We start from the raw sequence: 12,624 nt of genomic DNA on the forward strand, positions 1-12,624 counted from the left end.
GTGTCACTCAAGAGAGTTGGGCGCTCTTGCGCTGCTGAACACACGGCACCGGACTCGCGTACTCTCACATGCCTGCCGCATGGCCGGGCGTAGCTGCCGGCGGAATCGGGGAGGGGACGGTGCCGAGGTGATAACGGATACCGACTGGGGCGACCGAGGGTTGTGCAAGAGCGTCGACCCGGATGAACTGTTCGTCGAGGGAGCTGCGCAAAACCGGGCGAAGGCCGTGTGTACCGGCTGCCCCGTGCGCACCGAATGTCTGGCCTACGCCCTGGACCAGCGCATCGAGCACGGCATCTGGGGCGGCATGACCGAACGCGAGCGGCGGGCGCTCCTTCGCCGCCGACCGACCGTGACGTCGTGGTGGCGCCTCCTGTACACCGCCCGCGTGGAACATGAGCAGCAGACCTATGCCGCCGTCCCGGCCGAGGACGGCATCCGGGTCTTGCACGAGGCGTGCTGACCGCACAGGGCCTTGTGGAATGGCGGATAGGCGGATAGGCGGATAGCTCCAGCAGGGTCAGAAGAATGTTCGACAAGATCCGCCGTCACCTTCCACAGAGAAGCCGAGGCCCGCGCCCCCGGGCGGAGGGCCTCGGCTGCTCTACTGACGGCCGCTTGTTGAACGCATACGGGGACGCGGCCTGGCCATCCTTGCAACGAGACCGCGTTGACGAGTTGTCAGCCCGTGTGGATCGTCGCCACAGCCGCCTCGTCGATCACGCAGCTTTCCTCACCGGCCTTGCTCTCCAGCCTGGCGACCAGGTCGTCCTGATCACCGGCAATGCAGAACTCCGCCCGCAGAGGAGGCGTGCCGAAGTACACGCCATTGTCGTTGGGGCAGTCGAACAGGGCCGGGTTGGGGCAGCGCAGCTACCCCCCGGGGGAGGGTCGCGCCGAACAGGGTGGGTGTATCCCGCGCAGTGCATCATCTCGTGGATGAGCGTCTGGGATATTTCCTCGTCCGCTGCGTTCCTCTTGGAGGAACATCAGCAGCGCCGCCTTGTCCCGCATGTGATCGGCGGGCCGCTGCATGTCGACGCCCGGGTCGAATACCGCATACTTCGGCTCGGCCCACTCGATCCGGCCGCAGATGTCGAAGAACCTCTCGAACCCGGCTTTGCAGGTGGGCGGCGCCGCGATGATGATCGCGTGCGGGTCGTCCTCAGCCTCCGCGAGGTGGTCCCACATGCACTTCGGGGTGAAGGAGACGCCAGGGAGCCGTTCGCCGATCTGCTGGAGAGAGCCGGCGAGCCGGGCCTTGTGCTCGTCCTCCCGCTCAACCATGTCGGTGACGAGGTTCGTCCAGTAACCCACCTCGGGCTTGGCCTGCATGCGGGCGAGCCAGTGCACGTACAGGAGGTGCGCGGCCTGCGGGTCACCGCCTGACACGTGGGTGCCGACGATCCCGGTGTGATACACGACGGAGGGATGCCCATGTTGGCGGCGACAAGGGCCGCGGCGAACGAGCCCACCCCGACCTCGACGTAGCGGGTGTACTTGTCGCGGGGAGCTTGTTGAACACCTGCCGGTAGAAGGCCCGGTCAGGGGCTGAGGAGTTCCCGGCGAAGAGGACGCCGGGGGCTGCGAAACCTGCTGGCATGGCGATCCCAGGGGGAGTCAGCGGTTCGCTCGGCCCACAACCAGCAGCGTCGGGGGCAGGGTAGATCACACGGCGTCGGCCCCGCCCGGGCTGCCGGGCGGGGCCGCAAGGTCGTCGATCCGAACGTTATGTTCGGCGCAGGCAAGGCCGGGGGTTGTCTGGCTTCAGTGGAGGCACAGGAGCTTTCCTTCTTTATAAAGCAGATCTCGGCTCGCCCGACTACCTGCGTTAGGCCACACCACTTTCCAAGTAGCTACGGATGTCCGCTGCCTTAAGCCGCAGGTGTTCGTCGGCGGACCCGTCCGACTCAATGGACCTCATGTCCTCGATCAGTTGCAACCGCACCCTGGTGACGTCCTCGGGTTCGTCAGGCGACGAGGGCTCACCAGGAGGCATTGGAGCTGGGTCGAACCGTCGATCCGGCCCCGAAGTGATGCTCTTCGCGACCAGTTCCTCGATTTCCGTCAGCGCAGCGAACCGCATCTCCTCCGGTTCATCAGAATCCTTGGCGATTCCGGCAAGAAAGGAAGCTCCGCGCCTCCCACCAATATCCCCGATAGAGATTATTGCGGCCATTCTGGAGTTAGCGTCTGCCCCATTGCAGACCATCTCGAGATGGGGAACGGTACTCTCATCTCCCAGATCGCCTGCTCCGATGATGGCGTTGAGGCGTACCGTTTCATCGTTGTCCTGCAGCGCGTTATGCAGGTTCTCAAGACCACCTTCAGACAATTTGCGTGACGCTGCATGCATGAGGGTCCCGCGCTTCTCAAGGCTGTGCCGCCTAGCAAAGCCGAAGTTGCGGAGCTGGGTCGAACTTTCACGGCGCCGCGCCGGCTCGTTCGCTTGAGACAATCCCGACGTGAGGTGGTCATTAAATTCCTTACTCATTGCAGGTCCTAACCGAGATTGACATGCCAGCGGTTCATGAACTCCGGATAAGGGGTCCAATCCGTCTTGCATTCATGGGGACCGTTGACTTTAGCGCGACGCCACATCTCGCAAGCCGTCTGCGGACCTGGCAACTTGATCTCGCGTTCCACGGTTGGCCATTCTCCAGCCGGCTCAGGAACTTTGGGCCTAATGAACCTGAGCGCCACATTACTGGCGAAGGGGGTCATCGTGAGCTTGGTAGGCCAGATAGCCAACAAGTTTTCGAATCCGAGTGGATCGATGTAGAGATCCGTCATATGGGAACCGACACCGAAGTTCCGTTCGGACGTCAATCCCGTATAAACCGCGACTTCCAGACCTTGCGCCGACCTGTCGGTCAACAACTCCGGAGCGGTGGACCGCAGGGAGACCAGCATCCGCTGCACCCACTCTTCGGAAGGGTGCGGATCCACCGCCGATCGCTCGCTTGGGCTCATGGGAAAGGGCGTGCTGTTGTGATCAGAGACGAGCCAGACTGGTTCACCCGAGTCCGGGTCCCGGCGCGGACACAGGAAAACTCCGTCCAGGCCACCCCGAATGGGGAACACGGCCGTGATCGAAGGAAGTTCCGGTCCTCGGAGCACCATCATATGGTTCTTGCGTTGTGCCTGTACCGGAGTTTCTCCACGCATGACATTCTTGTCCGCACCCAGCTTGGCGAGCAGGCCGTAGTTCCCGACACCGGCAGCAAACACCACGAACTTGGGCCTGAGAGTTACCTCCTCGCCCGAGAGATGCGCGATGACATGTCGAATTGATGCACCCTCACTGACGAACTCAAGATCACCACCATGATCGTCGAGTTTGTAGACGGCGTGGTCGACATCATGGACCAGCGCCTCGATGATTTCGCTAGCGTCCAACGAGAACTCGTCCGTCTCAAATAGATGCTTCACCTTTCCGCCCTGCAGGGCGGAGGGCGGATTTTCGCACCGCTCGAACCGGAGGCCTGCCGTGCTCCAGAAATATGTGTGTCGTTGCACTGCCGTACCAGCCCCAAAACCGGCCAGGGCACGGGACGGATTTAGCTTGCTGACGCCTTTCTCGTCCACGAAGGCTTCCCAGAACTGAGCGGCCGCGTTCAGGATGATCATCATGTCGACGTCGTCATAATAGTGCCCTCGGTGTATCAATCCATGAGAATGACATGTCTGACCACTGCCCAACTCACGGCGCTCAAGGAGAATAGCTCTGTAATGGCGTTTCGTCAGATCATTTAGAAGCCAAAGCCCTTGGGCGCCGCCACCGACGACGAGAACGTCGAGATCGATCATATGTATCACCGAATCCGCCGTATCGACCTAATGAGGAGTACGAACCTCCATCTCCAATCGTCACCCTCGCTCACCGAGATGTCCATCGGAGAATTGATTCACGCCTCAACCAGGCTGACCGCGATGCCGGGCACCGAGTTGGCCAGTCGAGACACAGCGCTTTGCCAAGTGCCGGGGAAAGGATCTTGACCGGCGGCAATTAGGGGAAAGTGGAACGTCGGCAGGAGAGCCTCAAGTTTGGCCGCGAGGGAGGACTCGAACCCCCAACCTCCGCCTTCGAAGATACCGAGGCGGTGCTCCATCCAATCGAGCTGCTCGCGGTGATGGCCGTGACGCCGTGGCGAATGACCGAGGGCCGGGGAGAAGCCTCCCCGGCCACGTCCGTCGATAAGCGGTCAGCGGTCAGCGGTCAGCGGTCAGCGGTCAGCGGTCAGAACAGGGTGTCGGGGCCGGCGCCCTCGACTTGGCAGGCCGGGCCGATGCCGCCCTGGCCGGGACGGGCAGCTCCGGAATCTCCCAGCCCTACCGCTTCTCAGCCCACTCGGCGTACCAGTGCCGGTGACACTCCTCGTCGAGCTCCGCCACCTTCTCGAAGCACATGAGGCAGGCCGGGGTGTCGGGGTACCTCTTGGCCAGCTCCTGGAGCGCGGTGAGGATCTCGTGCTCGTACACCCGCAGGCGCTCGAAGTAGACGATCCGCTCGACCGCGATGTTGTCGATGCCCTTCATCCGGCCCCGCATGAGTTCGACCGGCGCCAGGGCCGGGATGCTCTCGTACGGATGCCGGAAGAACCGCGCCTTTCCGACCGTCACGCCCACGGGGCGCAGCCCCCCGGGGCCCTCGACTTGCCCGTTCAAGCGCTCACACCCGAACAAGGGCAGAACGACGCAGGCCCCGGCCGGGCGAGCCGGCCGGGGCCATGCCGCGTCACACCACTGCTTCACCTCGTGCCGCAGGGGCGGGAAGACGGGTCAGTGGTGGTGGCCACCCCCGTGACCACCGTGGCGGTGGTGGCCCCAGGAGGCGTCGTCGATGAAGCGGTCATGGTCGTTGCGCAGGGTGGCGGTGTCGGAGTGGTTGTCCCACACCTCGTTGTGGCGGTCCATGTAAAGGTCGCTGTCGGTGTCGTGGCCCCTGCCGGTGTGGATGCGGACCGTGGCGCGGCCCTCGAGGCGGTAGTGGTCGAAGGTGTAGGTGTCGCCGTCCTCGTTCTTCAGGGTCCAGCCGTCGAGATTGACCGTGCGGCGCGAGGTGTTGGTGAGCTCCACCCACTCCTTGTTCAGTGAGCGCCGCGAACGGTCGTCCCAGCCGGGCGCGTCGTACTGGACCGCGCTGATCTCCACCTTCGTACGGTCGGGCCGGGCGTGGTCGGCCGCCGACGCCGGCAGCGCCACCGCCCCCACGATCGCGGCGGCCGCCAACGCGGCGGCGGACAGGCGACGGGCGGTCACCGTGGAAGAAGACACAAGGCCCCCAGGCTGTACGAGCACTCCCGCGCCCTGGGGCCCTGACAGCGGGCCGGCGGGAACGGGCTAGTGCGGTGCGGGTGGCGGCCGGTCGGCCGCACATCCACACCATGGCGGTGCCGTGCAGGTTGTGAACGCATTACGAGCAGTCCGTTACCGTTCGCCCACATTGCCGCAACCCTCGCCTGTAACGTCCATCTATGCACCGTATGCACGAAGTTGACGCCCCGCCCCGCAGAGACCCCGTACGGGTCCTGGCCGCCCCGCCGCTATCGCCAGGAGGCGCCACCCCAGCAGCTGCGAGGCCGTCACCCGAAAGTGCGTAACAGCCCTCGGACTCTCCGCCGACGCCGGTGGCCACGAGCGGCTGGTCGCGCGTGGCCGGCATGCCGCGGTGTTGGTCGAAAAAGACGATGAGCCGCCGATGACGCCGTCGGCGTGATATCGCCCCACAGCCGCAACCGCTCAAGGCCACGCGGGCCTCTCCCCCTGCACATCCAACCGCTACCGGAGGAGACCGACGTGACCATCACCTTTGAACACCACACGCCGCAGACCTTCGTCGACCCCTACGCCGCCGGCCCGGCCCAGACCATCTGGCCTCCGGCCGCCGCCGAGCAGGACACGGACTACCTGCTGCCGCCGCCCAACCCCTCCGAGCGCCTCAACATCCTCATCGCCCCCCGCGACCAGCGCCGCCTGGCCCTGCACGCCGCGCTGACCGCCGCCGGTATCCCGCCCCGGCCCGAGGACCGCGACGCCATCGACCAGCTCAGCGCGCTGCCCGACAGCATCAACACCACGCTGCTGCGGTGGATGCACCACACCGCATGAAGCGGACAGAAACCGCGAAAGCCGTCGCGCTGTACGCGTACGAATTCCGGAACTAAGGGACCGGCACAGGAATCTGTGGGGCCTGGCATGGTGAAGCCGTGCACCACGAGCCTGGGCGTCGGGCCCGCCCAGGTCAGACTCTTGGCGACGAGAGAAGCCCTGGGTGTGTGAGGGTGGGGCAGCGCCGTCTGGCAATGTCAGCGGCGGTGGACTGGGCTGAGCCGGGGAAGTACGGGGATCTGTGATGAGCCACGTGCTGTATGGCGAGCGGTCGTGGAATCCGCTGGCGCGGACCGTGGAGTTGACCGAGGACGGGCTGCGGGTGGGCGGCTGGACCATGCCGCTGAGTGAGCTGCCCCTGCACCGACTCCTACCGGCTCGCCCGCGCCCGGGCCGCCGAGCCCAGGATGCCGTCGTGACCTGACTTCGGAGGGTCACTGTGCTTACTTCTCCCCTTCCCTGCAAAGACATCGGACGATCACACTGCACGCATGCAGAGGGCGAGAAGACGAACCGCGGCCTACGCGACAGCATTGGCATTGATCCTGCTGGCCACCGCAGGCTGCTCCGGAGGCCTAGAACCGGATGTCACACACAGTCGGGCGGCCATCCTTCACCTGGACAAGCCGGTTGGCCTGGCGGACGAGCCGGTACACACTCGGATCAGCGGGCTCGCCTCCGGCGAGGAAATCACCGTCACGGCACGCGCCACGGACGCCGACGGCATGACCTGGACGGGGCGCGCCGTCTTCAACGCCGACGACGAGGGCATCGTAGATCTGGATCATGCCGAGCCCAAGGCAGGGACCTATCGGGGAGCCGACGGCATGGGTCTGTTCTGGTCCATGACCCCCGCCAAGGGCGATCCCGACAAGAGCTGGTTCCGCACGAACGACCTGCAAAAGGCCTCCTCCTACCAGGTACGCCTCGCGGTCCAAGGAGGCAGCCGCACCATCGCGGAGCGACAACTCACCCGCACATGGGTCATTGGCGGAGTGCACCGCAAGGAGCTCACCGTGGCCCACGACAAGCTACGCGGGGAACTCTTCCTACCTCCCTCGCACGGGCCCCGGCGTGCGCCGGTCCTGCTCCTCGGGGGCTCCGAGGGCGGCGTCCGCTCCCCGCTCACAGCGACCCTGCTGGCCTCCCGCGGCCACCCCACCCTGGCCCTGTGTTACTTCGACTGCCAGGGACGGCCCAAGAACCTCGCCGCCATCTCCCTGGAGTACTTCGCCACCGCCGCCCGGCTTCTGCGCAACCAGCCGCAGGCCGATGCTCAGCGTCTCGTGGTGATCGGTGGCTCCCGCGGCTCCGAAGCAGCCCAGCTGATGGCCCAGTACTATCCGGACCTCGTGCGCGATGCCGTCGTCTACATGCCCAGCCGCAACACCAACCGAGCCTATTACCGCGGCTGCTTCAGCTGCGGGCGAGGACAGGCCGCATGGACCAAGAACGACAAGGGTCTGCAGCTCATCCCCATCCCGCTCGACCATGTACGGGGCACCGTGCTGGCCATCGCCGGCGGCGACGACCCGGTGTGGGGCTCGCTCCCGTCCGCCGAATCGATCGCACAGGAACGCAACGCAACCGGCCACAAGCACAAGGCCCTGCTCTATCCGAAGGCCGGGCACGCCGTCGCGGACTTCCCCTACCTCCCCGGCGGCGGAGGCGGCCACCTGGGCGGAACCCGCACAGCGAACGCCCGAGCGAAGGCGGACAGTTGGCCACACGTGCTCCAACTCCTCGGACCGTGAACTACAGCTGTTGGTAGCGTCTCAACGACGTAGGCCAGCAACGCGCGTTGCCAGTTCTGGTCGATACTTCCGAGCTACGTGATCACTAAGTGTTGCCCGGAACCGTCGACAAGCGTTGTCGGCTTTCGCCTGTGAAGCCGTGCTGCGGCTGTTTCAGGACGGGATACGACCCCGGGGGTCGTACCGGAGGCGCAGGGCAGAGGGCCAGTAACAAGGGCGCTCTGTGCGGCCCTTTGGCCGAGCTACCCGCCGATGCGTTCTACAGGCGGGGCCGTCGCTGAGGCCTGGTGGGCTGGTCAGCGCAGCGGTCGGTGGGATTGCTGTACTTCAATGGTGTACGCGAGCGGGTTCTGCTCTCTGGCGTCGGCCGCCGTTCCGCAGCTGCGGCGGCCGTACGGGTTCCCGGGCCCGCCGGCTTGCCGTTGTGCTACCGCCTACCGCTTGGATGAGACCGACGGCGGTAGGCGTTCGAGCCACCACCTGGCAAGCGGATAGGCAGCCGCGGCGGCAAGGAATCCCGCCAGGGCGGTGACTGTGTGTTCATACTCGGGAAGCATCTGGCTCACAGGCTCGAAGACCAGCATCTGGGCACCCCAGAAGGCCGCAAAGCCCGCGAACGCGGCTCCAGCCGACTCCTTGGTCCACCGCCTCCTGCCCGCCGGGTCGGGCGTGGCGGGCCGGGTGATCTGGCCGTCCGGAGATGGCGCGAAAGGGTCGGTCACGGCCCTGTTGTACCGGTCATCGACCAGCGTGACAAGGGGGGTTCCCCGCCTGTGGAAACGCCCGCGGCCAACCCCGCTCCCAGTCAGCGTTCCGCCCAGGCAGGCTGGCGGGCGGTGAACGCAACCCACCTCGTCGCTCCGGTCCGTGCCGGGGCCCGTTTCGAACGCGGCCACCTCTTCGAACGCTCCGAGACCCTCTCGGCGTGAGCAGCCTCAACCTATCCGCAGAAGCCGGGAGGATCTCAGGCACTCGTGCGCCGTATGTGCAGGTGCCATCGCGAGGGAAGGAGGGCGGTGCCGCGGGCAGGATGGTGTCGAAGTCGTAGCGGCTCTTCTGTGCAACCCGGCACGATGCCAGGTTGTCCACCTGGGGCAGGAGTTCGAGACGCTCCGGCCCGTCGGCTCCGAAGGTGTCGAAGGCCCAACTGGTGGGTGTCTCCAGAGCGCGGGAGGCCACTCCCCGCCCGCGGGCGTGCGCCGCGGTCCGGTAGCCCACTTCGGCCGCCGGTTTGGCGGAGGCGACTTCCTTGAGGACCACGTTGCCCACCAACTGTTCGCGAACCGAACCGGGTTGTGTCTCAAGGACGGCGAAGCCGAACCGGTCCCCCACTGCCCAGCCTGCACCCACCGTGCCCCGTCAGCATCGTTGTCCACGACAGAGGTCGCCCACTGGCGCAGTGCGGGATCCCGGCTCACCTCGACCAATGCGGCAACGTCCTCCATGCGCCAGGGGCGAAGAACGAGCGCGGGAGAGGCCGGCGACGCGGCCACCTGAAGTACGACCGGGGCACTCATCAACCGATCACATGCGGCGGCATTTTCACCCGATGCCAGCCGCGTCCGGCCCATGCCGCCTTGCGACCGCCCCATCATCGCTGTGTCCGGACGCGCAGAGCCTGGACGGACCAGTCGAACACCGGAGCCAGACTCTCCGGGGCCGGCCAGCCGTTGACCACTGCGAGCAGCTGGAGGTACCGCTCCCTGCGGGGGTCGTTCACACTCTCCAGCCGAGTCGCCAGCCGACGGCGAAGCTCGACGTCGTCCGGGCGGCCGAGGAGGTGCGCGTAGTGCGCAGTGAACGCCGCGACGATCGGATCGGCCTCGGGCGAGGCCGGGTCGATGCCGGCGGCCAGGGCCGGGCCGGCCTGGTCACGGACGGCTGCGGCAATGTCGCGGCGCGGGACCATCGTGTCGCTTGGGGCCTGCTCGGCTGCCTGGTCCTCGGCCATCCGCCGCACGACGGTGCGGAAATCCGGGTCGAGGGAAAGTTCGGCCAACTCCACCCATGCCTGGACCTGCTCCGTTTCCGGGTCGTCGGGCAGCTCGGGAGTCATCGTGCGCATGACCCCCGCGAATGCGGGGGTGGCGTCAAGACCGCCGAAGACGGCGTTGAGGAAATCACCGATCAGACGTCGGCGTTCGTCCTCGGAAAGTTGGGCCAGCCGGTGCATGAGTTCCGTCTCCTCAGGTGTGGACCCGCGCTCGGCCACCGCCGTCAGCACCGCGCGCCGCAGGCGCAGAACACGGATCTGCACTGCCAGCGCTTCGGCGTGTGCCGCGGCGACCTCGGGAAGCGAGAGCTCGCGGTCCACGACCTTGCGGATCGTGGGAAGGTCCAGTCCCAGCTCGCGCAGGGTCCGTACGAGGTCCAGGCGTGCGACGGCGTCGATGTTGTAGAGGCGGTAGCCGGCCGGGCTGCGGTCCGTCGGCGCCACGATTCCGCGATCGGAGTAGAACCGAATGGTCTTGACCGTGAGACCGGTCCGCCGAGCGAGCTCGCCGATCGCGTAGAGCGTGTCGCCGTCCATGCCCCCACCTTTGTGTCTCCCCCTACTGGAGACTCAAGTCCCTTCGCCTGCCCACAGGCAACCACTCCTCATCCACCAGTCTTGACAATTCCTCGTCGCCGCCGGGAGGCCGGAAGCCTACGCCGCGGGGCGTGGCGTGAGCCCGGCGCGCAGGCGGGTGATGTCCTGGACGGGTGGCAGTCCGTAGAAGGCCCGGTATTCGCGGCTGAACTGGGTCGTGCTGGTGTATCCCACGGTGCGGGCGGCCTGGGCGGCGGTGGCGTCGCCGGCCAGCAGTTGACGCCTGGCCGACAGCAGCCGCAAGTGTTTCTGATAGCGCAGCGGGCTCGTACCGGTCGCTGCCTTGAAATGGCGGTGCAGGGTCGCCGGGCTCATGCCGGCCTCGGCGGCGATCTGGTCGATGCTCACCGGTTCGGCAAAGCGGTCGCCGAGCCAGGTGATGACGCCGCGGATCCGAGTGCCCGGGGCTGCCACGGCCTGGCGTAGCGCCGGACCGAGCGGGCCGGTCAGCAGCCGGTAGATGATCTCGCTTTCGACGCGTGGCGCCAGAGCCGGGATGTCGTCGGGGGCATCCAGCAGGCGCACCAGGCGGGTCACGGCGTCGATCAGTTCAGTGGGCATACCGGCCGTGGCCCGCCAGGCGGGCTCGGCAGCCGGGGGCGGTGCGGCGGGGCCGAGTTCCAGTAGCAGTTCGGTGAGGATCTGCTGGTCCAGGGCCAGGACCGCCGAGCGGTAGGGCACCTGTTCAAAGATGGCGGTGACCGGCAGTTGCACGGTATTCAGCAGCATCCGGCCGCCGGGCACGCTCCAGCTCTGCGAGCCGGCGATGGTGTGCTTGGCGCCGGCGGCGATGAAGCTCACCATCGGCTCGTAGAGCAGACGGCTGGGCGGCAGCAACTCGTCGGTCGCGACCAGCGACAGCCGGGGCACTGCGGTGGTGGCCCATGGGCCGTCGCGGTGATCGGTAATCGCCTGAGCGAGACGGTCCAACATACGGTTCCCTCTGGTGCCCAGCCCGCGCTTCACAGCCGGCCATGATGAGACGATCAGGCAATCGTACGCGAAGGTTGCCCAATGACCTGCGGATACGTTGGCCCCTAGCGTCAGGGGAATGAACGCACAGCACGTTACAGAACACCCTATGCCGGTCCGTTCGCTCGGCTCGCAGGGCTTGACCTCTTCAGCGCTGGGCCTGGGCACGATGGGTATGACCATGGGGTACGGCCCGCCCGATGTCGAAGGCGGGATCGCCGCCATCCGCCGTGCTTTCGAGCTCGGCGTCACCCACTTCGACACCGCCGAACTGTACGGGCTGGGCAGCGGCACGAGCGAGCAACTGCTCGGGCGGGCGGTCAAAAACTTCCGCGACGAGGTGGTCCTGGCCACCAAGTTCGGCTACGACCTGACCGATATGAGCCGCTTCGGCCGTGCCTTCGACAGCCGACCTGAGCACATCCGCGCGGTCGTGGAGGCAAGCCTGCGGCACCTGGACACCGACCACATCGATGTCCTCTACCAACACCGCGTCGACCCGAACGTGCCGATCGAGGACGTCGCCGGCACCGTCGGCGAGCTCGTGACCGAAGGCAAAGTGTGCTTCTTCGGCCTGTCCGAAGCCGGCCCGGACGCCATCCGCCGCGCCCACGCTGTCCACCCGGTCTCGGTCCTGCAGAGCGAGTACTCGCTGTTCGAACGCTCCGTCGAGGCCGCAGTGCTGCCGACAGTCCGCGAGCTGGGCATCGGCTTCGTCGCCTGCTCCCCACTCGGCCGCGGCTTCCTGACCGGGACAGCCATGCCTGCCGCCGACTGCCCGCCGAACGACCTGCGTGCCTACGACGCGCGCTGGCAGCCCGGCAACTACGAAACCAACCGGGCACTGGTCCGTGACCTGGGCGCGATCGCCGAGTGGAAGCGCTGCACAGTGGCGCAGGTGGCGCTCGGCTGGCTGCTGGCCCAAGGCCCAGACATCGTGCCGATCCCCGGCACCCGCAGCGCACGGCGCGTGGCCGAGAACGTCGCCGCCGCGCACCTCACCTTCACCCCCGAAGGGCTGGATCTGATCGGCTCGCTCCTTCCGAACGGCGCGGCCGGCGACCGCTACCCCGCGCCGATGATGCCCGCCTGGTAACCGCGCGACGGGTCCCAGGGGGTCAGCTGAGCGGTTCGAGATTGTCGTCCTGTGCAGTACCGGCGTTGCGTGCGAAGGCTTCGCGCAGCCAGCCGAGTTCG

General features: G+C 66.6%; 14 protein-coding genes, 1 tRNA gene and 1 pseudogene. 5 read left to right on the forward strand and 11 right to left on the reverse strand.

Annotation, left to right across the window (positions count from 1 at the left end; all coding sequences use genetic code 11):
* Positions 1–79: 79 nt before the first annotated feature.
* Positions 80–463, forward strand: coding sequence for a WhiB family transcriptional regulator (locus tag ACIRP7_RS19810; protein ID WP_403660855.1), 384 nt, complete (start codon positions 80–82; stop codon positions 461–463).
* A 218-nt stretch (positions 464–681) separates the two neighbouring features.
* On the opposite strand, the gene ACIRP7_RS19815 is transcribed toward ACIRP7_RS19810, so the two are convergent.
* From ACIRP7_RS19815 to ACIRP7_RS19845, 7 genes are all read right to left on the reverse strand, one after another.
* Positions 682–825, reverse strand: a complete 144-nt coding sequence (locus tag ACIRP7_RS19815; RefSeq protein ID WP_403660858.1) for a hypothetical protein — start codon at positions 823–825, stop codon at positions 682–684.
* A 48-nt stretch (positions 826–873) separates the two neighbouring features.
* Complete coding sequence (locus tag ACIRP7_RS19820) at positions 874–1,422, reverse strand: hypothetical protein (protein ID WP_403660860.1); 549 nt, start codon at positions 1,420–1,422, stop codon at positions 874–876.
* A gap of 409 nt (positions 1,423–1,831) precedes the next feature.
* Positions 1,832–2,494: a HEAT repeat domain-containing protein gene (locus ACIRP7_RS19825; RefSeq protein WP_403660863.1), complete on the reverse strand. Its 663-nt coding sequence runs from the start codon at positions 2,492–2,494 to the stop codon at positions 1,832–1,834.
* Positions 2,495–2,502: 8 nt separating this feature from the next.
* Entirely contained in the window at positions 2,503–3,810 is a 1,308-nt protein-coding gene (locus ACIRP7_RS19830) for an FAD-dependent oxidoreductase (protein ID WP_403660866.1), read from the reverse strand.
* A 238-nt stretch (positions 3,811–4,048) separates the two neighbouring features.
* A tRNA-OTHER gene (locus ACIRP7_RS19835) sits at positions 4,049–4,130 on the reverse strand.
* A 202-nt stretch (positions 4,131–4,332) separates the two neighbouring features.
* A complete protein-coding gene (locus ACIRP7_RS19840) occupies positions 4,333–4,668 on the reverse strand; it encodes a hypothetical protein (protein ID WP_403660869.1) in 336 nt (111 codons plus the stop codon).
* 114 nt (positions 4,669–4,782) lie between these two features.
* Complete coding sequence (locus tag ACIRP7_RS19845; protein ID WP_403660872.1) at positions 4,783–5,262, reverse strand: lamin tail domain-containing protein; 480 nt, start codon at positions 5,260–5,262, stop codon at positions 4,783–4,785.
* A gap of 537 nt (positions 5,263–5,799) precedes the next feature.
* On the opposite strand from ACIRP7_RS19845, the gene ACIRP7_RS19850 reads away from it, so the two are divergent.
* The 3 genes from ACIRP7_RS19850 to ACIRP7_RS19860 all read left to right on the forward strand — a co-directional run bounded on the left by ACIRP7_RS19850 (position 5,800) and on the right by ACIRP7_RS19860 (position 7,865).
* Positions 5,800–6,111 carry a hypothetical protein gene (locus ACIRP7_RS19850; protein WP_403660875.1) on the forward strand — a complete coding sequence of 104 codons (312 nt, stop codon included), beginning with the start codon at positions 5,800–5,802 and terminating at the stop codon, positions 6,109–6,111.
* Positions 6,112–6,355: 244 nt separating this feature from the next.
* The gene (locus tag ACIRP7_RS19855; protein ID WP_403660878.1) at positions 6,356–6,535 is read left to right on the forward strand and encodes a hypothetical protein; all 180 of its coding nucleotides are present in this window, start codon (positions 6,356–6,358) and stop codon (positions 6,533–6,535) included.
* A gap of 67 nt (positions 6,536–6,602) precedes the next feature.
* Positions 6,603–7,865 (forward strand): acyl-CoA thioesterase/bile acid-CoA:amino acid N-acyltransferase family protein, encoded by a 1,263-nt coding sequence (locus ACIRP7_RS19860; RefSeq protein ID WP_403660881.1) that lies wholly within the window; start codon positions 6,603–6,605, stop codon positions 7,863–7,865.
* Positions 7,866–8,299: 434 nt separating this feature from the next.
* On the opposite strand, the gene ACIRP7_RS19865 is transcribed toward ACIRP7_RS19860, so the two are convergent.
* The 4 genes and pseudogenes from ACIRP7_RS19865 to ACIRP7_RS19880 form a co-directional block, all read right to left on the reverse strand.
* Positions 8,300–8,587 carry a hypothetical protein gene (locus ACIRP7_RS19865; RefSeq protein ID WP_403660884.1) on the reverse strand — a complete coding sequence of 96 codons (288 nt, stop codon included), beginning with the start codon at positions 8,585–8,587 and terminating at the stop codon, positions 8,300–8,302.
* Between the two features lie 242 nt (positions 8,588–8,829).
* A pseudogene (locus tag ACIRP7_RS19870) lies at positions 8,830–9,310 on the reverse strand (GNAT family N-acetyltransferase).
* A gap of 146 nt (positions 9,311–9,456) precedes the next feature.
* The gene (locus ACIRP7_RS19875; RefSeq protein ID WP_403660887.1) at positions 9,457–10,395 is read right to left on the reverse strand and encodes a MerR family transcriptional regulator; all 939 of its coding nucleotides are present in this window, start codon (positions 10,393–10,395) and stop codon (positions 9,457–9,459) included.
* Positions 10,396–10,512: 117 nt separating this feature from the next.
* A complete protein-coding gene (locus ACIRP7_RS19880) occupies positions 10,513–11,388 on the reverse strand; it encodes an AraC family transcriptional regulator N-terminal domain-containing protein (protein WP_403660890.1) in 876 nt (291 codons plus the stop codon).
* Between the two features lie 118 nt (positions 11,389–11,506).
* Between ACIRP7_RS19880 and ACIRP7_RS19885 the strand changes: the two genes are divergently transcribed.
* Complete coding sequence (locus ACIRP7_RS19885; RefSeq protein ID WP_403660893.1) at positions 11,507–12,523, forward strand: aldo/keto reductase; 1,017 nt, start codon at positions 11,507–11,509, stop codon at positions 12,521–12,523.
* The last annotated feature ends 101 nt before the right edge of the window (positions 12,524–12,624 follow it).

It is taken from the genome of Streptomyces sp. NPDC102270 (assembly GCF_044766405.1).
Taxonomy (GTDB): Bacteria; Actinomycetota; Actinomycetes; order Streptomycetales; family Streptomycetaceae; genus Streptomyces.

Excerpts from the sequence above, each read along its gene's own strand:
- ACIRP7_RS19830 (WP_403660866.1), bottom strand. The coding sequence starts at position 3,810 with ATGATCGATCTCGACGTTCTCGTCGTCGGTGGCGGCGCCCAAGGGCTT.
- ACIRP7_RS19825 (WP_403660863.1), bottom strand. The coding sequence starts at position 2,494 with ATGAGTAAGGAATTTAATGACCACCTCACGTCGGGATTGTCTCAAGCG.
- ACIRP7_RS19885 (WP_403660893.1), top strand. The coding sequence starts at position 11,507 with ATGAACGCACAGCACGTTACAGAACACCCTATGCCGGTCCGTTCGCTC.
- ACIRP7_RS19880 (WP_403660890.1), bottom strand. The coding sequence starts at position 11,388 with ATGTTGGACCGTCTCGCTCAGGCGATTACCGATCACCGCGACGGCCCA.
- ACIRP7_RS19855 (WP_403660878.1), top strand. The coding sequence starts at position 6,356 with ATGAGCCACGTGCTGTATGGCGAGCGGTCGTGGAATCCGCTGGCGCGG.
- ACIRP7_RS19810 (WP_403660855.1), top strand. The coding sequence starts at position 80 with ATGGCCGGGCGTAGCTGCCGGCGGAATCGGGGAGGGGACGGTGCCGAG.
- ACIRP7_RS19860 (WP_403660881.1), top strand. The coding sequence starts at position 6,603 with ATGCAGAGGGCGAGAAGACGAACCGCGGCCTACGCGACAGCATTGGCA.
- ACIRP7_RS19875 (WP_403660887.1), bottom strand. The coding sequence starts at position 10,395 with ATGGACGGCGACACGCTCTACGCGATCGGCGAGCTCGCTCGGCGGACC.